At 55.6% G+C, this 20,245-nt stretch carries 21 protein-coding genes; 17 read left to right on the plus strand and 4 right to left on the minus strand.

What is annotated here, in order from left to right; genetic code table 11:
- The first annotated feature begins 31 nt into the window (after positions 1–31).
- Together ACTL32_RS09675 and ACTL32_RS09680 are read left to right on the plus strand one after the other, a co-directional pair.
- Positions 32–1,039 (plus strand): LLM class flavin-dependent oxidoreductase, encoded by a 1,008-nt coding sequence (locus ACTL32_RS09675; protein WP_441341273.1) that lies wholly within the window; start codon positions 32–34, stop codon positions 1,037–1,039.
- 48 nt (positions 1,040–1,087) lie between these two features.
- Positions 1,088–1,210: a hypothetical protein gene (locus ACTL32_RS09680; protein ID WP_441341274.1), complete on the plus strand. Its 123-nt coding sequence runs from the start codon at positions 1,088–1,090 to the stop codon at positions 1,208–1,210.
- A 66-nt stretch (positions 1,211–1,276) separates the two neighbouring features.
- On the opposite strand, the gene ACTL32_RS09685 is transcribed toward ACTL32_RS09680, so the two are convergent.
- Positions 1,277–2,302, minus strand: a complete 1,026-nt coding sequence (locus tag ACTL32_RS09685; RefSeq protein ID WP_441341309.1) for an NADP-dependent oxidoreductase — start codon at positions 2,300–2,302, stop codon at positions 1,277–1,279.
- 154 nt (positions 2,303–2,456) lie between these two features.
- On the opposite strand from ACTL32_RS09685, the gene ACTL32_RS09690 reads away from it, so the two are divergent.
- Positions 2,457–3,578, plus strand: coding sequence for an NADH-dependent flavin oxidoreductase (locus ACTL32_RS09690; RefSeq protein ID WP_441341275.1), 1,122 nt, complete (start codon positions 2,457–2,459; stop codon positions 3,576–3,578).
- 272 nt (positions 3,579–3,850) lie between these two features.
- On the opposite strand, the gene ACTL32_RS09695 is transcribed toward ACTL32_RS09690, so the two are convergent.
- Together ACTL32_RS09695 and ACTL32_RS09700 are read right to left on the minus strand one after the other, a co-directional pair.
- Positions 3,851–4,252 carry a DNA-3-methyladenine glycosylase family protein gene (locus tag ACTL32_RS09695; RefSeq protein ID WP_441341310.1) on the minus strand — a complete coding sequence of 134 codons (402 nt, stop codon included), beginning with the start codon at positions 4,250–4,252 and terminating at the stop codon, positions 3,851–3,853.
- Between the two features lie 3 nt (positions 4,253–4,255).
- Positions 4,256–4,738: a DNA glycosylase gene (locus ACTL32_RS09700; RefSeq protein ID WP_441341276.1), complete on the minus strand. Its 483-nt coding sequence runs from the start codon at positions 4,736–4,738 to the stop codon at positions 4,256–4,258.
- A gap of 138 nt (positions 4,739–4,876) precedes the next feature.
- Here ACTL32_RS09700 and ACTL32_RS09705 point away from each other — a divergent pair, with 138 nt between their 5' ends.
- The 4 genes from ACTL32_RS09705 (at position 4,877) to nagB (ending at position 9,023) form a co-directional block, all read left to right on the plus strand.
- Complete coding sequence (locus ACTL32_RS09705; protein ID WP_441341277.1) at positions 4,877–5,614, plus strand: SDR family oxidoreductase; 738 nt, start codon at positions 4,877–4,879, stop codon at positions 5,612–5,614.
- 114 nt (positions 5,615–5,728) lie between these two features.
- The gene (locus ACTL32_RS09710) at positions 5,729–6,862 is read left to right on the plus strand and encodes a M20 family metallopeptidase (protein WP_441341278.1); all 1,134 of its coding nucleotides are present in this window, start codon (positions 5,729–5,731) and stop codon (positions 6,860–6,862) included.
- Positions 6,863–7,110: 248 nt separating this feature from the next.
- Entirely contained in the window at positions 7,111–8,280 is a 1,170-nt protein-coding gene (nagA, locus tag ACTL32_RS09715) for an N-acetylglucosamine-6-phosphate deacetylase (RefSeq protein WP_441341279.1), read from the plus strand.
- Positions 8,277–9,023 (plus strand): glucosamine-6-phosphate deaminase, encoded by a 747-nt coding sequence (gene nagB / locus ACTL32_RS09720; RefSeq protein WP_441341280.1) that lies wholly within the window; start codon positions 8,277–8,279, stop codon positions 9,021–9,023. Before nagA ends, nagB begins: the two co-directional genes overlap by 4 nt.
- A gap of 274 nt (positions 9,024–9,297) precedes the next feature.
- On the opposite strand, the gene ACTL32_RS09725 is transcribed toward nagB, so the two are convergent.
- Positions 9,298–9,888 carry a YdhK family protein gene (locus ACTL32_RS09725; RefSeq protein WP_441341281.1) on the minus strand — a complete coding sequence of 197 codons (591 nt, stop codon included), beginning with the start codon at positions 9,886–9,888 and terminating at the stop codon, positions 9,298–9,300.
- A gap of 139 nt (positions 9,889–10,027) precedes the next feature.
- Here ACTL32_RS09725 and ACTL32_RS09730 point away from each other — a divergent pair, with 139 nt between their 5' ends.
- The 10 genes from ACTL32_RS09730 to ACTL32_RS09775 all read left to right on the plus strand — a co-directional run bounded on the left by ACTL32_RS09730 (position 10,028) and on the right by ACTL32_RS09775 (position 20,230).
- On the plus strand, positions 10,028–10,999 hold the full coding sequence (locus tag ACTL32_RS09730) for a F510_1955 family glycosylhydrolase (protein ID WP_441341282.1): 972 nt from the start codon (positions 10,028–10,030) through the stop codon (positions 10,997–10,999).
- Positions 11,000–11,035: 36 nt separating this feature from the next.
- Positions 11,036–12,442 carry a sensor histidine kinase gene (locus ACTL32_RS09735; RefSeq protein WP_441341283.1) on the plus strand — a complete coding sequence of 469 codons (1,407 nt, stop codon included), beginning with the start codon at positions 11,036–11,038 and terminating at the stop codon, positions 12,440–12,442.
- Positions 12,411–13,100: a response regulator transcription factor gene (locus tag ACTL32_RS09740; RefSeq protein ID WP_441341284.1), complete on the plus strand. Its 690-nt coding sequence runs from the start codon at positions 12,411–12,413 to the stop codon at positions 13,098–13,100. The genes ACTL32_RS09735 and ACTL32_RS09740 overlap by 32 nt, the downstream gene beginning before the upstream one ends.
- A gap of 515 nt (positions 13,101–13,615) precedes the next feature.
- A complete protein-coding gene (locus ACTL32_RS09745) occupies positions 13,616–14,584 on the plus strand; it encodes a YncE family protein (protein ID WP_441341285.1) in 969 nt (322 codons plus the stop codon).
- On the plus strand, positions 14,562–15,242 hold the full coding sequence (locus ACTL32_RS09750) for a response regulator transcription factor (protein ID WP_441341286.1): 681 nt from the start codon (positions 14,562–14,564) through the stop codon (positions 15,240–15,242). Before ACTL32_RS09745 ends, ACTL32_RS09750 begins: the two co-directional genes overlap by 23 nt.
- Positions 15,239–16,627, plus strand: a complete 1,389-nt coding sequence (locus ACTL32_RS09755) for a sensor histidine kinase (RefSeq protein WP_441341287.1) — start codon at positions 15,239–15,241, stop codon at positions 16,625–16,627. Before ACTL32_RS09750 ends, ACTL32_RS09755 begins: the two co-directional genes overlap by 4 nt.
- A gap of 168 nt (positions 16,628–16,795) precedes the next feature.
- Positions 16,796–17,293: a FixH family protein gene (locus tag ACTL32_RS09760; RefSeq protein ID WP_441341288.1), complete on the plus strand. Its 498-nt coding sequence runs from the start codon at positions 16,796–16,798 to the stop codon at positions 17,291–17,293.
- A gap of 145 nt (positions 17,294–17,438) precedes the next feature.
- Entirely contained in the window at positions 17,439–18,056 is a 618-nt protein-coding gene (locus ACTL32_RS09765; protein ID WP_441341289.1) for a TetR/AcrR family transcriptional regulator, read from the plus strand.
- 135 nt (positions 18,057–18,191) lie between these two features.
- Positions 18,192–19,259 (plus strand): pyruvate dehydrogenase (acetyl-transferring) E1 component subunit alpha, encoded by a 1,068-nt coding sequence (gene pdhA, locus ACTL32_RS09770; protein ID WP_441341290.1) that lies wholly within the window; start codon positions 18,192–18,194, stop codon positions 19,257–19,259.
- Positions 19,250–20,230 (plus strand): alpha-ketoacid dehydrogenase subunit beta, encoded by a 981-nt coding sequence (locus tag ACTL32_RS09775; protein ID WP_441341291.1) that lies wholly within the window; start codon positions 19,250–19,252, stop codon positions 20,228–20,230. Before pdhA ends, ACTL32_RS09775 begins: the two co-directional genes overlap by 10 nt.
- Positions 20,231–20,245: the final 15 nt, after the last annotated feature.

The raw sequence follows: 20,245 nt of genomic DNA on the forward strand, positions 1-20,245 counted from the left end.
ATGCCATTAGAGAATGTCAGGAGTGGGAATTGTGTTTGCTTTGAATATACTCGACTACTCGCCGATCGACGAAGGGGCGACGGCGCGAGAAGCGCTGCTGCAGTCGGTGGCGCTCGCGCAGGCCGCAGAGCGCTACGGCTTCAAGCGCTTCTGGGTGGCCGAACACCATAAAGTGATGTCGGTCGCCGGCAGCACGCCGGAAATGCTGATGATGCAGCTGGCCGCTTCGACGCAGCGCATCCGCATCGGCTCTGGCGGCGTCATGCTGCCGCATTACAGTTCCTATAAAGTCGCGGAGAATTTCCGCATGCTCGAAGCGCTCCATCCCGGCCGCATCGACCTCGGGATCGGCCGTTCACGCAGCTACCGCGACGTCAATGCGGCGCTCAATGAAAGCAAGGGCATCAAAGTATCGTATGAGCAGCAAATTCAGGATCTGCAGAAATACTTCATCGACGATACGGAGAGCACGCACCGCTTCCGGCAGCTCATCGCGACGCCTGTCACGGAAACGGCGCCGGAGATGTGGCTGCTTGGAACCGGCGAAGGCAGCGCGCGGCTCGCTGCCAAGAACGGCCTCGCTTACGCCTATGCCCATTTCGCCAAGCCGTCGGATACAGGCGTTCAGGCGGTTGCCGCATACCGCAGCAATTTCCGGCCGTCGAAGCTGTTGCAGGAGCCGAAGACGATCATTGCGATGTTCGTCGTCATTGCCGAAACGGAAGAAGAAGCCGAGCGCCTCGCGAAAGCATTCGACCTGTGGCTCCTGTTCGTGGAGTCCGATACGCCGCCTCCGTATTATCCGTCGGTGGAAACAGCGGAGCGCCGCGGCTTCAGCGCAAGCGAACAGGAGAAAATCGCACGCAACCGCAGCCGGATGATCATCGGGACGCCAGATACCGTCCGAGCGGAAATCGGACGGATTGCGGAGCTCTTCGATGCAGATGAAATCACCGTCATCCCGAACATTTCCGGTGCGGACAACCGGCTGGCGACGCTGCGGCTGCTCGCAGAAGCATTCGGGCTGCTGGGCGAATGAAACCTTTTCTTTGATTGCCGCGTATACTTTTTAAAAGGGGGATGCGGGATGAAAAAGAAAGAGAAGAAAGGCAAGGGCTGGATTTGGGATGTACTGGAATTTGCGGGAAACCTGGCGGAGTTGATATTCATTATCCCGCGGACTGTTTTTCGGTTTCTTAAAGATCTATAAAAGGATTACATCTATATATGCCATTTTGTCCACAGAAAAAGCCGTCCAGCTGGACGGCTTTTATTATTATAATTTAGCGAATTCCGGATCGGCGACTTTCACGAGCTGTTTGCCGAGGTTCGTGCCTTTGAACAGGCCGAGGAATGCATCCGGCGTGTTTTCAAAGCCTTCAACAATCGTTTCTTCGTATTTCAATTTTCCTTCCTGCAGCCATTTTTCAAGTTCGGCTGCACCCTTAGGGAAGTCTTTTGCGTAATCGCCGATTGTGAAGCCTTTCATCATCGAGCTGGTCTTGATGAATTTCCACTGCATCCGCGGACCGATGTCTTCGCCTTCTGAATTATACGATGAAATCGTGCCGCACAGCGGAATGCGGGCGTTATTGTTGAGTTCCGAGATGACCGCATCCGAGACGTCGCCGCCAACATTGTCGAAATAGACATCGACGCCGTCAGGTAGTGCGGCCTTTAAGTCTTCCACGAAGCTGTCTTTCTTGTAATTGACAGCTGCGTCGAACCCTAGTTCATTAATCAAGTAATCGATTTTTTCATCCGATCCTGCAATGCCCACTACTCGGGCGCCTTTCAGTTTGGCGATCTGGCCGACTGCCGATCCGACAGCTCCGGCCGCGCCTGATACTATGACGGTTTCGCCCGGCTGGGGTTTGCCGATATCCAGCAAACCGAAATACGCCGTCAAGCCGGTCATGCCAAGGATGCTCATCCGCGCCGTGATCGGAGCGGCGGCTGGATCGATTTTCTGCAGCCCTTTGCCTTTTGACACGTTGTACTCAGCCCAATTGAGATGGCCGCTCACAATGTCGCCTTTTTGGAACTCTTCTGAATTCGATTCAACAACTTCCGCGAGCACTCCGCCTGTGATGGCCTTGTTCAGTTCGAACGGCGCAATGTAGGATTTGACATCCCGCATGCGTCCGCGCATATACGGGTCGACCGACAAGTACAAGGTTTTCAATAAGATTCCGCCGGCGCCCAGTTCGGGAATTTCCTTTTCGATAAACGCAAAGTCTTCGTCGGCAGGCAGTCCCTCGGGACGGTTTGCCAAATGGATTTCTTTATAAGTTTTCGGGATCAATGAAATTCCTCCTTCAAAAGCAGATTCGAGAAAAGCGTACCACTGCCCATCAAGAGGGTCAAAAATTATCGTCTGCCAGGCAGGATTCTTGTCCTGGCAAGGGGTGTATGCTATTTTGATATACCTATAGACAAAGAAAAGAGGAATTCACATGAATCCAAACTATAAAGTATTATTCGAAGAAATCACTTTGCCGAACGGCGTGGTGCTGCAGGACCGCTTGGGCGTTGCACCAATGACTACTTATTCCGGCAATCCGGACGGCACAGTATCGGACGCGGAACTGGAATACTACAACCGCCGTTCCGGCATCGGCAGCCTGTTCGTTTCTGCCTGCATCGCAATCTCTGAAAACGGCATCGCGTTCCCGAACCAGTTTATCGGGTTTGACGACAAAGCCCTGCCGCGCTTGAAGTTATTGGCGCAGGAAATGAAAGCGAACGGCAGCAAGGCGATTCTGCAGATGCAGCACGGCGGGCGCCAAGGCCAGCCGGACTTGATCGCTGCCAATGAAACGGTGGCACCAAGTGCCGTGCCTGCGCCGGAAGGCAAACCGACGCCGCGCGCATTGACAGAAGCTGAAATCGACGACATCATCCGTGATTTCGGCGAAACGACGCGCCGCGCGATCGAAGCCGGTTTTGACGGCGTGGAAATCCACGGCGCCAACACGTATTTGATCCAGCAATTCGTCTCCAAGACATTCAATCAGCGCGAAGACAAATGGGGCGGCAGCCTGGAAAACCGTTTGAGCTTCTCGATGGCGGTTTTGGCCGAAGTGAAGAAGACAGCTGCGCTATACGCAGACGACAGTTTTATCATCGGCTACCGCTTGTCGCCGGAAGAAAACAACGAGGACTCGGTCGGCTACACGATTGAAGAAACAAAAGTGCTCGTCGAGAAATTGATCGAGAGCGGCATCCATTACATCCACGTGTCGTTATTCGAATTCAAGAAACAGCCGCGCGGTGCAGCAGAACAAGGCAGCATCGTCGAAATCCTGTCGAAGCAAATCAACGGCCGCGTGCCCTTTGTCGTGGTCGGCAGTGTCAAAAAACCTGAAGACGCTGTGGCAGCGCTCGAAGAAGGCGCCGATATCGTCGCAATGGGTCGCCAAGCGCTGGTCGATCCGGAATGGACCGAAAAAGTGAAACAAGGCAAAGAACAGGAAATCCATGAAACGATTCCGCAGGAGATGGTCGGCAAGCTCGACATCCCCGAATCGATGTGGAACGCCATCACTTCATATGGCATGGTGAAAGTGGAAAAATAAAAGAAGCGCCAGCGGCATGATTTTGCGTTGGCGTTTTTTTTGTGTAGTGAAAGAGGCAGGGGGAGCTATTACGTTTTCTATCATCGTTTCCGGCGTTTCTATCCTCGTTAGCAGGTGGTTCTATCGATGTTTTGATTGTCTCTATCTACGTTTTCAGCATTTCTATCGACGTTTCTGGCACTCCTATCGATGTTTAAAAAAATCCCCTGACCCAATCAAACCGCATGCAAAATAAAAACCGGACCTCCGCGCTTGCCGGAGGTCCGGTTTTTTCAATAAAGCACCCGCCACAAATAAAACGTCGCGTATGCTTTCCAATTTTCCCACGGAACAGCGAGCTCAAGGATTTCCGCTTTGGTCGGTTTGCGGTCGAGGCCGAGCTGGAATTTGATGGCGTTGATGAGGCCGACGTCATCGACCGGAAAAGCATCCGGGTAGCGGAGGCAGCGGAGCAGCACGTAATTGGCGGTCCACGGGCCGATGCCGCGGATGCGGATCAGCTCTTTCTCGATGGCGTGCAGGCTGCCGAGCGCGAGCAGCCCTTCTTTCGACAATTCGCCGCTCGCCATAAGACGCGCGACGCCGATGATGTATTCGCTTTTCTTGACGGTCATCTTGATGTCGCCCATATCTTCCGGCGACAATTCCGCAATTTTTTCATAGGAAGGGAAGATCCATTACGGTACGCCTTCATGTTCCACCGCTTCGCCGAAATTCTCGACAAACTGGCGCTTCAGCGTATAGGCGTAGCCCAGATTGATCTGCTGGCCCAGGATGCCCCAGCACAGCGCTTCGAACAAGTCAGGCAGCCCGATGTTGCGTAGGCCGTAATGGGCTTCGACAGTGCTTCGGAGAAGTGGATCGGTTTTCGCCATTTCATAGAACGGCGCAAGATCAGTGCCGAGGTCGAACCAGTCGCGGATATAGAGTTCAACGCCGTCCACCCGGACGCCGGATAAGAAATGCACCAGCAGCTGCCGGTTTTCATGCGCGCTGACTCGGATCAACAGGCGTTCGCCGCCGATCTCCAAGGCGCGGGTAATGGTTTCATTGTCAATCGCGTACATGCATTCTTTGGAATTCCGTTGCATATAGGCGAGGTTCGCCGCAAAGTCGAATTCCTGCGGCAAGTCGATCGTTAAAGGTTGATGGGCGTGCACGGGCGTTTCCACCTTTCAAGTGTTGTTCCTTCCAACATACCACATTGCAGGCGGATAGGTTTACAGCGGCAGGTGCAGAAGGTAGAGTTTACTTGAGGCAAGAGGCACCTACTAGAAGAAACGGAGTTGGAATAAAACATGGCAAACCAAAAAACAGCAATCATTACAGGCGCGAGCAGCGGCATCGGGCAAGCGACAGCAAAAGAGCTTGCCAGAAAAGGCTATTCGGTGATGCTCGCGGCACGCCGCGAAGATCGCCTGGTCCAATTGAAGCAGGAAATCGAAGCAATAGGCGGCACCGCCGAATTTAAAGCGACGGACGTGACGTCTGCAGACGAGATGCAGGCGCTTGCGGATGCGACAATCGAAAAGTTTGGCCGCATCGACGTCCTCGTCAATAATGCCGGCTTGATGCCGCTGTCGTTCATGAACAAACGGAAAATCGGCGAATGGGACCAGATGGTCGACGTCAACATCAAAGGCGTGCTGTACGGCATCGCAGCCGTGCTTCCGCAGATGGAAGAGCAGAAATCCGGGCACATCATCAATGTGGCGTCGGTTGCCGGGCATGACGTGACGCCGGGAAGCGCTGTCTACAGCGGAACGAAATTCGCGGTCCGCGCGATCACCGAAGGCCTGCGCCAGGAACTCGATCCGGAAATGGACATCCGTGCGACGATCATTTCACCGGGAGCGGTCGCAACCGAACTGTCGACACACATTACCGACCAGGACATCCTCGATATGTTCGCATCCGGCGGCGAGATGAAATTCCTGGAGGCGGTAGACATCGCCCGGGCAATTTCCTATGCCGTCGAACAGCCGGCGTATGTCGATGTCAATGAAATCCTGATCCGCCCGAGACAACAGAAATAACGGTTATACAAATTTTGAAAACGCCCATCCGCCACTGCGCCGGAGGGGCGTTTTGTGTTAGCCTGGTACCCGGAATCGGATCTATGGGATAATTGGGAAAAAGGAGTGTGGGGAATGAAAGCGTTTATTGATCAAAGGGAAGACGACATGCTCAAGCTGATCGAAACACTGGTCAACATCGACAGCGGATCTTATATGAAAGACGGCCTCGACCATGTTGGAAAAGTGCTCAGTGCGGAGTTCGCGGGAATCGGATTTGAAACAAACGTGCATGAACAAGTGCGCTTCGGCAATAACCTCGTGCTCCGGCATCCCGGTGCGAAGGAGCCGGAAATTGTCATGATCGCGCATATGGATACGGTGTTCGGCGAAGGGACGGCGGGGCAGCGCCCGTTTACGAGAAAAGGCAACTACGCGTACGGTCCGGGCGTCATCGACATGAAAGCGAGCATCGCCACGGCTTTGTATGCGCTGAAGGCGCTGCAGGAAAGCGGCAGTGAATCTTATAAGAACGTCGAACTCGTTTTCAATACCGACGAGGAAATCGGCTCGGTCGGCTCCCGGGAACTGATCGAACGCGTCGCCGGGACGAAAAAATACGCATTGATTTTGGAACCTGCGCAAAACGGCAATTTGGTCTCCGAGCGTAAAGGCGGCGGCAAATACTTTTTGGCTGTGCAGGGCAAATCCGCTCATGCCGGCATCGAACCGGAAAACGGCATCAGCGCCATCGAAGAACTGGCGAAAAAAATCGTCAAACTACATGCACTGACGGATCGTGAAAAAGGCATCAATGTCAATGTCGGCTTGGTCAAAGGCGGCACGTCGGTCAATACGATTGCGCCGTCTGCCGAAGCAGCGATTGATGTCCGGATTGAGACGCGGGAAGACGGCGAAGCGGTCGATGCGGCGATCAAGGAAATCTGCAGCTATTCAGAAGTGCCGGGAACCGTGCTCCGATTGACCGGCAATATCACGCGCCCGGCCTGGAATTTGACGGCGGAAGCGGAAGCGCTGATCGGCATCATAGCCGAGGAAGGAGCGGCCATTGGGCTGGATCTGAAGCACGAAAAGAGCGGCGGCGGTTCGGACGGCAACCTGACGGGGGCCATTGGCATCCCGTCGATTGATGGCCTTGGCCCGTGCGGCGCTGATGCCCATCAGGAATCCGAGTACTTGTATATCCCGTCGCTGGCCGAACGGACGCTGCTGCTGGCAAACGTCATTGAACGCTTGAGCCGAAAATAAAGCCGCAGCTGCTTCCGCGTACCACTCTATAGAAGCCAGGGACAGCGGCAAAAGCCACCGGCAAGCCGATGTAAAAGATTTGAAGCGCCATGGCGCGATGGGTATGATAAAAATAACCAAACCTGCTCTCCAGTTGGTTTGCCGGAGAACAGGATGAAGCACGTTTATTAATAAAAGTCCGATAATGACAGCGGCAAGGCCGGCAAGATCCTCGTGGTGTTCTCGGCTTTTCGCAAGGAGTGGTCGAAATGGAGAAATCTTTGCTGATTACCGGCATCACCATTGCGGATTCAGAAACCGACAGCTTTACCGGCGATATTTTAATAGAAGAAGGCAAGATCACCCAAGTGGCCGCTTCCATTTCCGCGGACGCTGATTTGCGGATCGATGCTGCTGGCAAGGATTGGAAAGCGGTGCCCGGGTTTATTGACGTCCATATCCACGGCGCTGCCGGGTTCGACGCCATGGACGCCACACCGGAAGCGCTGGGCGGGTTAGCCAGTGCTTTGCCGAGAGAAGGCACGACAGGTTTTCTGGCGACCACGATGACGCAATCGGATGCGGCCATTTCTGCGGCGCTTGAAAATGCCGCCCGATTCACGGCTAATGGCGCTCAAGCGGAAATGCTCGGCATCCACTTGGAAGGGCCGTTCATTTCCGCGAAACAGCCAGGAGCTCAGCCGCTCGAACACATCGTGGCGCCCAGCTTTCCGCAATTCGAGAGATGGCAGCGGCAAAGCGGCGGACGGATCCGGATGGTGACGATTGCTCCGGAGACGGAAAACGGATTGGCTTTTACCGAGCAGGCTGCAGCAGAAGGCGTGGTGGTTTCGATCGGCCATTCGGACGCAAGCTTTGCGGAAGCGAAAGCCGCAATGGCTGCGGGCGCGGGCCATGTGACGCATCTCTATAACCAGATGAGCTCGTTCCACCACCGCGAACCCGGAGTGGTCGGTGCGGCTTTGCTTGAAGACGGGCTGATGGTGGAAATCATCGCCGATTTTATTCACAGCCATCCGAAAGCGGTCGAGATGGCGTACCACCAAATCGGGGCGGAGCGGCTCGTGCTGATCACCGATTCCATGCGGGCGAAAGGGTTAGCGCCGGGAACGTACGACCTCGGCGGACAGAATGTCGAAGTCGGCGCGGATGGCGCGCGGCTTTCGAACGGCAGGCTCGCCGGCAGCATATTGACGATGGAAGACGCGGTGAAAAATATGCGGTCTGCGACGGGCTGCACACTTTCAGAATTGGTGGCGATGACTTCAGCCAATGCGGCCAAAGAACTGGGCCTCGCCAATAAAGGGAAGATTGAAGCCGGACGCGACGCGGACATTGCCATTTTGGACAGCGGATTGAATGTGCAGATGACCATTTGCTGGGGGAACATCGCTTATGCGAAGGAGCGAGTACAATGAATGTGAAATTGATCGAAGTGGCGGACTTCGAAGAATTGAGCAGTGCAGCAGCGGCAATCGTTGAACAGCAAGTCCTCAGCAACAGCCATTTTGTTCTGGGGCTTGCGACCGGCTCGACACCGATCGGGCTTTACGAAAAAATGGCGGAAGGCTTCCGGCAGCGCGGGGTTTCTTATAGACATGTGCAAACAATCAACCTGGATGAATACCGCGGGCTTGGGGACGGCCACCCCAACAGTTACCGCAGCTTCATGAACGAGCACCTGTTCAAGGCAATCGATATACCGCATGCGAATACCCATATTCCGGATGGCCGGGCGGTGGATGTTGAAGCGGAATGCCGGCGCTATGAAGCGCTGATTGACCGCATCGGGCCGCCGGATCTGCAGATTCTCGGACTCGGCACGAACGGCCATATCGGCTTCAATGAACCCGGAACGCCGGAGGGCAGCCTCACCCATTGCGTCGCCCTTACGGATTCGACCCGAGAGAACAACGCGCGATTCTTCGCTTCCCCGGAAGAAGTGCCGACGCATGCCATTACGATGGGCATCGCGTCCATTCTGAAAAGCAGGAAAATCCTGCTGTTGGCATCCGGGGCGAAAAAAGCGCCGGCAGTAATGCAGTTCATGGAACGGAGAATCACCGACAGCTTTCCGGCTTCGTTCTTGTGGAAGCATCCGGATGTCACATTGATTGTCGATGAAGAGGCCTATCAGCTGGTCCGGGAAAAGCGGCAATGAAACGCTGCGATCATCGCTTGTAACCGCCTTGATATGATAATGAAACCGGGAAATAGGCTGTGATTTGCAGCCCTTTTCTGGGTGAATGATCATAGAAAGCTGGAAACCGCTCATAGAACTCCGAAAACTGCTCATAGACTTTCCGGAACCGCTCATAGAATTCGGAAAACCGCTCATAGAATTCCAACAACCGCTCATAGAACATCGCCGGACAAAAAACTAGCGCTGCATACAAAACCCCCGTGCCATTCTTTCGGCACGGGGGTTTCTGGGTTTATTCGGCTGCCAGTTCGCTTTCGGTCACCCATTTGTGGTTGGTGACTTCCTGGCCGTCGGCTGTTTTAAAATCGACCATGTAGACGGTCGTCTCTTCGGCCGAGTCGATCGTGGCAGTCGCGCCGATCATGCCTTCCATGTGGTCGGCTGCAATGACGGCTTCATCGCCTGCTGCGAGCGGTTCGCTGCCAGGGTCCTCAAGTTCTTCATGGATGACCCATTTATGGTTCTCGACCGGTTCGCCGCCGGTTTCCGGCGTGTATGTGATAGCGTAGACCGTAGTATCGAATGCACCGACAATCGTCGCTTCACTGCCTTCCATGCCGTCCATATGGTCAGCGGTGATCACGGCAGTACTGCCTTTCGGATAGGTCGGATCGCTCGCTTCCTCGAGCCCTTCCGGAATCTCGCCGGAACCGGAATGGTCCATCGTGCTGTGGTCGCCATGGCTGGCATCTTCAGTCGTTTTTTCCGGAGCTTCGACTTCGGTTTCCTGGGTCATCTGCGGTTCGCCGGAATCGCCGCATGCTGCAAGCGTGAACGCTGCAACGGCTGATAAGGCGCTAAGTTGAAATTTCTTCTTTATCATCGATATCCCTCTCTCGCTGTTAGTGTCCTTCCACTATACCCAGCGTTTGTGCAGAATATGTGCAGAGGCGTCTGCACAGAAAATCGAAAGTTTTCCGGTATAATGGAGGGAGCAGAATACGGAAGGGTGGCAATTTCTCATGAACAGAAAGTTATGGATGGCGGTCTCGCTGTCGGCGTTGATCATTGCAGGCTGCGGGGCTGAAAACGAAAGCGAACCGGAACCGGCGGAGAATGAGGGCGGAACTGGAACTAAAACAGAAGAGGCGGCTCCGGACAGCCTGAAAGCAGATGATTTTGTCGTGGATTTCAGCGGTACGCTCGAGCACGTGCACGGCCTGGGCTACGTTGAAGGCGACGGGCTGTATTTCGCCTCGCACGAAGGATTGAAAATCTACCGCGATGGCAAATGGTTTGAAACGGACGGCATGCACAACGATTATATGGGCTTTAACGCAGTGGACCGCGGCTTCTACACATCGGGCCATCCGGGGCACGGCTCCGGCATGATGAACCCGATCGGCATCCAGCGCAGCATGGACGGCGGGCGTTCGCTCGAGCATATGGGCTTCCAGGGCGAGACGGATTTCCATGCAATGGCGGTGGGCTACCGCAGCCATCACATGTTCGTTATGAATCCGCAGCCGAATTCCGGCATGGGCGCTGGATTCTACCGCAGTGAAAACGAAGGGAAAGACTGGACCGAAACGGCGGCAGAAGGGCTGGAAGGCGAACTGTCCTTCCTGGCGATGCATCCGGATGATTCGCAAGTGATTGCTGCGGCCACATCGACAGGCGTTTACCTGTCGGAAGACGGCGGCGATTCGTTCAAGGCGCTGACAAGCGACGGACAATTCGGCACGGCGCTTTCATTCAGCGAAGACGCTCTGTACTACGCAAGCTATGAAACGGTCTCGGAATTGGTGGAATACAATTTGGAAAGCGGCGAAAAGGAAACCTTGCCGCTGCCGGAACTGCCGGAGGACGGCGTTCTTTACATCGCCCAGAAGCCGGATGAACTGGCAATCTACACCGTCAAAGGACAGGCGTTCATTTCCGGCGACCGAGGGGCCGAATGGACTCAGATCATGAAAGACGGGCAAGTCAAATAAAACCGCCGGCAACGGGGTTGCCTTTAAGAGGTGCTTATGTTCAATAAACTCTCATTGAAAATCGGCTTGTTGTTTTTCGTCTTCCTGCTGCTGATCGAAGCGCTGCTGTTTGCGACGCTGTACGCGACGCTCGTCAACCAGCGGGTCGATGAAGTGATGGAAAGCCTGCTCGCACGCGGCGAGACCCATAGTGCAGTGCTTGCCGACAATTTCGAGCCAATGACGCTCGAACATGTCGGCATGATGGAAGCGGAATCAGCGTTTATTGCAGTGATCACTGACGAAAACGGGGAGATCCTCATCAATTCCGATCCCTTGGAACCGGAAATGCTGGAAGTGCTCGGCCACATCGACTACGATTCGGAATCGCCTGAAGGCAAAGTGATCGAGAAAGAATGGGATGACAAGCGTTATATTGCGGCGGACAGCCCCATCACGATCGGCGGCGAACATGCTGGACATGTTTTCATGTTTTCGGATACGGCCGGCATCGAACGCATGGTGAAAGGGCTGCAGAACCAGTTTCTTGCAGCCGGATTGATCACCGTGCTGTTGACGGTGGTGACGGTGCTGCTGCTGTCGCGGTTCATCACTTTGCCGTTGATCCGCATGAAAGAAGCGACGGAACAGCTGAGCCGGGGAAATCATCGCGTCGATTTGTCGACGGACCGGAACGACGAGCTGGGGGAACTGGCGAACGCCATCACCTGTTTGTCGGGGGACCTGGACCGCCTGAAAAACGCGCGCAATGAATTTCTCGCGGCGATTTCGCATGAATTGCGGACGCCGCTGACCTATATCAAAGGCTATGCGGATATTTTAGGCCGGCCGGAACTTAACGAAAGCGAGCGGAAGGAATATGTCGGCATCATCCGCGAGGAGTCGGCGCATTTGGCGCGGCTGATCGAGAATTTATTTGAATTGGCGAAGCTCGACCGGCTCCAGTTTGAAATCAAGCGGGAAGCGGTCGATGTCGGCGGACTGCTGCAGTCGGCCGCCGCGCTCGTCAAACCGGCGTTTGAGCGCGACCATATCCGGCTCCAAGTGGATTGCGAAAGCGAAGGACTGGTGTATTGGGACCCCGAACGCATCCAGCAGGTGCTGCTGAACATCCTCGACAATGCCCGCAAGCATTCGGAGGCGGGATCGCAAGTGTCGATGAGCTGCACGGAAGAAAACGGCAAAGTCGTCATCCGCATCCATGACGAAGGCGAAGGGATTCCGGCGGAGGAATTGCCGTATGTCTTCGAGCGGCTGTACCGCGTCGAAAAATCACGGTCGCGCGACAGCGGCGGTTCCGGGCTCGGCCTGGCAATCGCCAAGGAGATCGTCAAGCTGCACGGCGGCGTGATCGAAATCGAAAGCAAGCTTGGATCGGGCACAGTGGCAGCGATCCGGCTGGAAAGGGGGGATGGCAGTGCGGAAAGTGTTGCTGGTCGATGATGAAAAACGGATGCTCGAACTCGTGGCGCTTTATTTGAAGCCGCATCATTACGTGTGCCTGAAAGCGCAAAGCGGCCGGGAAGCGCTCGCGCTCCTGGAAGAAGAGCCGGTGGACCTCGTCATCCTCGACGTCATGATGCCGGAGATGGACGGCTGGGAAGTATGCCGCGAAATCCGGCGCTTCTCGAATGTGCCGATCATCATGCTGACGGCGCGCGAGCAGGAGGAAGACGTCGTCAAAGGCCTGCGCCTCGGCGCGGACGATTACATGACCAAGCCGTTCGGCGAAGAGGAATTGCTCGCCCGGATGGAAGCTTTGCTGCGCAGGAGCGGACCCGTGAACCGGCTTGAGACGGACGGGCTCGTGTGGGACGAAGACCGCTTCGAGCTGGCGTACCGCGGGGAGCCGATTCGGCTGACGCCGAAGGAATTCGCGATGCTCGGCCTCCTCATGAAGCACCCGAACAAAGTGTTCGAACGGGACCGGCTGCTCGAACTTATCTGGGGATTCAACTCGGAAACCGAAGGGCGCACGGTCGACTCGCACGTCCGCAACATCCGCGAGAAAGTCCGCCATTCCGGCTTTCCGATCGATGACCATTTCCTGACGGTGTGGGGCATCGGCTATAAATGGGTGAACCACAAGGGGCTGCGCTGAACCGGGGCGCGGCTTTTATTGTCGAATTTTGTTGAACGAGCGTAAATGGTTCTGAGCGAGCGTAACGGATTTATGAACGAGCGTAAAATCTTCTGAACGAGCGTAAAAATTTCTGAACGAGCGTAGAACCTAGCCCACCCAAAGAAGTGCGCTTTTCGCGGAGCGAAAAGCAGGAAATCGAAGGAGGAGGCTTTGATTTTCGTGTCGAATTTTGTTGAACGCAAAGAAACAGGCCGTGAACGCAAATAAAAAAATTTAAGCGCAAATAAAAACTTCTGAACACAAATAAAATCAATTAAACGCAAATAAATCCTGTTGAACGCAAAGAAACGCGATGGCAAATGAAGGCAGCCTGCAATTTGGGCTGTCTTTTTTTATTGCTGAAGTGTTTCGGTTTTATTCGCCGAACCGTCTAGCGCCATTTCGCAATTTTCCGTGGAAATTGAGCGGAACTTCACATGGATTTCGCATTTCCGTTGTATACTTTCCACATGATGGAGCAAAGGATGATTGGAATGAAACACAAAATAGGGGCGCTCGGTGCGGCGGCGCTCATGTTGCTGCTCGGAGCATGTTCCGGGGAGAGCTACGACTGGCCGGAAGGCGAGAACCAGCTGTTCGTGTCGCATATTAAAGAGCCGGTGTTGACGGTCATCGGCAACGGAGAAGTGCAGGCGGAGCTCGAGCTGCCGTTCATCGCCTCGGACATGGTGATGGCGGACGGACGCCTTGTGCTCGCTGCTAAAGAAGAGGACGAACTGTATGCGCTCGACCTGGAGACGCAGAAGTTGAAACCGCTCGGCAAAGCGGGCGAAGGCATCACGAAGTTAGCGTATGCCGGCGGCAAGCTGTATGCGGCGTATGCGGATGCCAATCGGATTTCCCGGATTGCGCTGGCGCCGTTCGCTGTTGAAGAAACCGCAGAAACCGGCAGCCATCCGCATTCAATGGCTGTAGACGGAACGAAGCTGTATGTGACGAATGTCTACGGCCATACGGTGCAGGCGATCGATACGGAAACCATGGCGGTGGAAGAAAGCCTCGACATCATCGGCCGGCCGAACGGCATCGCCGTAATCGACGGCGGCATCGTCGTCGGGGGCCACGGCCCTTACGGCACGCTGAACGACAGCGTCTACCGCTATTCGTTTGATGAGGAAAAGACGGTCCAAACCGTGAAGACGGGGCTGATGCCGGTTGAAATCATCGCGGGCGGCGGAGACCTTTTCGTGCTGAACCATGGATCGCACGACGTCGTGAAGCTGGACGGACAAACGCTCGAGCCGGAAGGCAAAGTGGCCGTGGGCGACAATCCGTACTACGCGGTCCTGTCCGGCGGCAAATTATACGTCAGCAGCATGGACGCCGATGTGGTCACGGAAATCGACGCCGAAAGCTTTACGGTTACAAAAGAGATTCCGACGGCTTCCGGGCCGCACGCGATGGTGCTGGAGGGGGAAGATGATGAAAATCCTGGTGATTGATGATGAAGGGACAATGCAGGATCTGCTGCGGCTTATGCTTGAAGGTGCGGGCTACAGCGTCGCGGCGGCAGCAAGCGGCGAAGAGGGAATCCGCCGTTTGCAGGCGGAGCCGGTTGATTTTGTTATTCTTGATGTGATGATGGGCGGCATGGATGGCTTTGCCGCTTGTGCCGAGATCCGACGCTTCACGTCCGTGCCGATCCTGATGCTGACGGCCATTGCCGGAAGCGAAGCGGACAAAGTGAAAGGGCTGCGGGCAGGGGCGGACGATTACATGGTCAAGCCGTTCTCGAAACAGGAACTGCTCGCGCGCATTGAAGCGATCCTTCGGCGCACCCGGGCAATGGTCCCGGACGCGGAAGAGGAATGGACAAATGGTCCCCTCGCGCTGAACGAAAAGATGCGCACGGTGAAGGTCGGAGGTTCCCCAGTTGTGCTGACGCGGCGCGAATTCGATCTGCTGGCGTTTTTGCTGAAGCATCCGGAGCAGGTATTTTCCCGCGAGCAATTGATGGAGAAGCTATGGGGCGAACAGGCATATAACGTCACTACGCGGACAGTCGACACCCACATCAAGACGCTGCGGATCAAGCTCGGTGAAGCAGGCGGGGCGATCGAGACCGTCTGGGGCCTCGGTTATAAGCTGGTGAAGCGATGAAGCCTTACCGTTCCGTAAAAACGAAATTATGGCTTCTGTTCGCCGGGATTTCATTCGCCGGCATCGCGCTGTTGCTGTTTGTCGCATATTCGGTCTATGACGAAGTTTACGTCGAAGCGGAGCGCGGACAGCTCTACGACTTGGCCGAAGCGCTGCGCGAGGCGTATGTGGCGGGTGACGCAGCCGAACTCGAACGGATCCTCGCCTTTTTGGAAGGCGCGGGATTCGACGCGCTCGCCATCGATGATCCGATGGTGCTGGGGGCGGCCTTGCCGCTGCAAGCGCCGGAAGGGGATGTCATCATCAATTTCGAAGAGCGCGAAAAGCTGTCGCAAGGCGAAGCGGTGGTCGTCGAGCGGCGCAACGCCTATGTCGATGCGGATTTGATCGGGGTGGCGCTGCCCGTCATCGAGGAAGGGAATTTGCGGGCGCTCGTGTTCGCGTACCGGCCGGTATCGGAACTCAGCGAGGCATTCCTGAATGTGTTGCCGGTCCTGCTCGCATCGGGGGCGCTTGCGCTCGCAGCGCTTTACGCCATCCGCCGCCGCATCCAGAAGGAATTCATCGGGCCGGTGGTGGAGCTGCGGAATGCTTCGGACGCCATGGCGGCTGGCCGTTTTGAGGGCAGAGCGGCACCCGCTGTAAACAATGAAGTTGGCGACCTCACACGTTCGTTCAATGCGATGGCCGCTTCGATCCGCGAAGAAGATGAGAAGAAACGCGAATTCCTGCAGAACCTGTCCCATGAACTCCGGACGCCGCTTAGCTATATGAAAGGCTATAGCGAATGGCTGCAAGAGCCCGGTGCGGACCAGCTGCAAATCGCGGCCATCTTGTACCGGGAATCGGAGCGCATGGAACGCATGGTCAGCCAGATTCTGGATTTGGCGAAGCTTGAAGGCGGAGGCGGAGACATGGCCCATGACCTGCTGCCGCTGAGTGAAATCGTGCGCTCGGGCATCGAAAACACCGCCGTGAAATGGCAAGGGAAAAATCAGAGGCTCGAAGCAGCCCTGGACGAAGAAGTGCTCGTCTATGGCGACGAAGACCGGCTGCTGCAAGTGGTGGTCAATCTGCTCGACAACGCCATTGCCTATACGCCGGACAGCGGTGCGATCACGGTCCGCCTCGAAGCAGAAGGCCGCGAAGCCGTGCTGCGTATAACCGATACCGGACCGGGAATCGCGGCGGAGCATTTGCCTCATGTGGCCGAGCGCTTTTACCGGGCCGAAAGGGGCCGCACCCGGAACGGCGGCGGGGCGGGCATCGGCTTGTCGATCGTCAAAGAGATTGCCGAGCTCCACGGCGGCCGCCTGAACGTAACGTCGGCAGAAGGCGAAGGCACGCAGGTCGAGGTCCGGCTGCCGCTCGCCGAGCTGAGCTGATTCCGGCTGGGCATGGAAAGTTTGGATGAAAAGAGACATGGCGCCAATCGAGCCATGCCTCTTTTGAGTTGTCAGAACAATTTTATTCCGTTTATTTCACAAGCGTTTCACAATTGCCCATTAAGCTGATCGTATTGGAACAATTTCAGTTTAATGGAGGGTTTATTCATGAAGAAGTTATTGGTTTTGGGTGCGTTCGGCTTGCTGCTCGCTGGCTGCAGCGCGGAAGAGGAGCGCGCGGACAGCGCCTCGGCTGCGGAGCAGGAAGTGCATCCATTGGAAGTTGAAGTGCTGACCGAAGCGGCAGGCGAAACGGGCGAATGGACGCTCGAAGCATATGTGTCGCAAGGCGGTGATGCGGTGGACGATGCGGATGAAGTGAAGTTCGAAGTGTTCGAAGCCGGCAAGAAAGACGAAAGCGTGAAAATCGATTATACGGATGTGGAAGACGGCGTTTATTCCGTTAAGCACACGTTCGGCGAAGAAGGCGTCTATTATTTCATCCCGCACATAACGGCGCGAGGGATGCATACGATGCCGACGCAGCAGCTGGTTGTCGGCGACGTATCGGACGAGGAAATCCGCGCTGCTGAAGAAGCGATGGCGAAAGCGAAAGAAGCAATGAAGAACGGGCATGGCTCCGGCGAAGGCCATAGCGGCAACTGAATTTGAAGCTCGGAATAACAAAAGACGGCACCCGAATCCCCGCGATTCTGGTGCCGTTTTTCGTCGGCTGGAAGCGCCGCGCAGAATTTTCTTTTCTATCAAAAACCGCTTTATGCTAAAATAATGACACTTAGGGGGTGGGGACATGGCAATGGCGAAAAAGGACGGCATGACGGAGCGCGGCGGCCGGACGCGGGAAAAGATTCTCGGGGCGGCACGGGAAGCGTTCAGCGAAAACGGCTATAAAGAAACGACGGTATCGCTCATTGCAAGCCGCGCAAAAATCGGCTACGGCACGGTCTATGCCCATTTTCCGGCCGGCAAGGACGAAGTGCTGCTGGAAATTATGGAAGACATCATGGGCGACTTTTATGAAATCGCCACTGCCGAATACACCCCGACGTCAAAAGAGGAAGCGTTCCGTTTCACGCTGGCGAACACGAAGAGCTTTCTTGGGCTGGCATCGCTTCACCGCGACTGGCTGGCGCTGTTCTACGAAGCGTTCGGCCATTCCGAAATGGTCCGCGTCCGCTGGGATGAGATCACGGAGCGCTTTATCGCCCGCATCGCGAAAAACGTCGACATCGTAAAGGCGAAAGGGCTCAGCCGCAATCCCCATTACGATTCGCTGGTCATCGCCGGTTCGCTGTATTACCCGGCCGAGAAATACGTCTGGAAAATCGCACTCGGCAAAAACGTAAAGTCCGCTGAAGAAATCGCACACAATATTGTGGAACTGTATACATACGGCCTTTTCAAATAAAACCTTCCCTTGCGGAAGGTTTTTTATGATGGAATGAAAAATCCGGAAAAGAGAAGTTGACACCGTGTCAATCTATTATACAATTAATTAACAGAAAATAAAATTTATTCAAAAATCATTTGGGGAGGTCAGGAAATGTGGATTCAACAACAAGGGCTTCAAATCGAAACAACGGCTTATATCGATGAACAGGGCAAGGTGCTGCGCGATGATTTCAGCATAAGTGATGAAGAATTGATTGAAATGTATGGATGGATGGCGAAATCGCGGACGTTCGACCAGCGGGCAATGAAACTCCAGCGGCAAGGGCGCATCGGTACATATGCTCCGCTGCAGGGGCAGGAAGCGGCACAGATCGGCAGCGCATTCGCCATGCGGGAGGGCGACTGGGTGTATCCGAGCTACCGGGAAATCGGCGTATCGCTCGTCAAAGGCATGCCGATGTCGAATTTCTTCCTGTACACGATGGGGCATCTCGAAGGGCTTGCGCAGCAGCAGGCAAACGTATTTCCCGTGCAGATCATCATCGGCGCCCAATGCCTGCATGCAGTCGGCGGCGCCTGGGCGAGCCGCTACCAGGACGAAGACAGCGTGAGCATCGCCTATATCGGCGACGGCGGCACATCGGAAGGCGACTTCCACGAAGCGCTGAATTTTGCGGGCGTCTATAAATTGCCGGTTGTTTTTGTCGTCCAGAACAACCAATGGGCGATCAGTGTGCCAATCCATAAGCAGACGGCGAGCACGACGATTGCACAGAAAGCACTCGCTTACGGCATCACGGGCATCCGCGTTGACGGCAACGACGCCGTGGCGGTCTACGAGACGATGAAAGCGGCGATTGAAAAAGCGCGCAGCGGCGAGCCCGTCCTCCTCGAAGCGGTGACGTTCCGCCAAGGGCCGCATACGACGGCGGACGATCCCGCGAAATACCGGCTGCCGGACGAAGAAGCGCAATGGGGCGAGAAAGATCCCCTGGAGCGCATGAAGCGGTACATAACCGGGCTTGGCATTTGGGATGAAGCGCAGGACGTCGCGTTGTTCCGCCAGGCGGACGAGGAAGTGACCGAGGCGTTCAATATTGCGCTCGCTGAAGAGAAGAGCCAGGTCGCGGACGTGTTCGAGAACGTCTTCGAGCGGAAGACCAAGCAACTCGAAGAACAGCAGCTTGATGTGAAAGGGGCGGAATATTCATGGCGATGATGACGATGGTGCAAGCCGTGAACCGCGCTCTGCAATATGAAATGGAACAGGACGGAAGGGTTCTCCTGCTTGGTGAAGACATCGGCAAAAACGGAGGCGTGTTCCGGGCGACCGATGAGCTGTATGCAAAGTTCGGCGAAAAGCGCGTCGTCGATACGCCGATTGCGGAATCGGCAATCGTCGGTGCAGCCATCGGCATGGCGGCAAGAGGCTTGAGGCCGGTCGCGGAAATCCAGTTCATGGGCTTCATTTACGAGACAATGGACCAATTGGCGGCACAGGCGGCGCGTCTGCGATTCCGCTCAGCCGGAACCCGGACTGCCCCGCTTGTGGTGCGTGCGCCTTACGGCGGCGGCATCCGCGCACCGGAGCTGCATTCGGACAGTCTGGAGAGCCTGTTCGCGCATACACCGGGGTTGAAAGTGGTGATGCCGAGCACGCCGTACGATGCGAAAGGGCTTTTGGCTGCGGCCATCCGCGACCCGGATCCGGTCCTATTCCTCGAGCCGATGAAACTGTACCGGGCTTTCCAGGAAGAAGTGCCGGAAGAGGATTACACGATCGAAATCGGCAAGGCGAACGTCGTGCGTGAAGGAAGCGACGTCACGATCATCACATGGGGGCCGCCGGTGCATACCGCCAAAGCGGTCGCCGAACGGTGGCAACGGGAGAAGGGAGTGTCGGTCGAAGTAATCGACCTGCGCACCGTCTCGCCGATTGATGTAGAAACGATTGTAGCTTCTGTGGAAAAGACGGAGCGCGCCATCATCGTCCACGAAGCGGTGAAAACCGGCGGCGTCGGCGCGGAAGTGGCGGCGATCATCAGCGAGAAGGCGGTCTACAGCTTGTCCGCGCCGATCCTGCGGGTCACAGGTTTTGATACCCCATACCCGACGGCGATGGTCGAAGAAGACTGGCTGCCAAACGAAAAACGCATCAGTGCAGCGTTGACTGCCATTTTGGACGAATAAAACCGGAGACAGGAG

It is taken from the genome of Planococcus sp. FY231025 (genome assembly GCF_052078085.1).
Taxonomy (GTDB): Bacteria; Bacillota; Bacilli; order Bacillales_A; family Planococcaceae; genus Planococcus.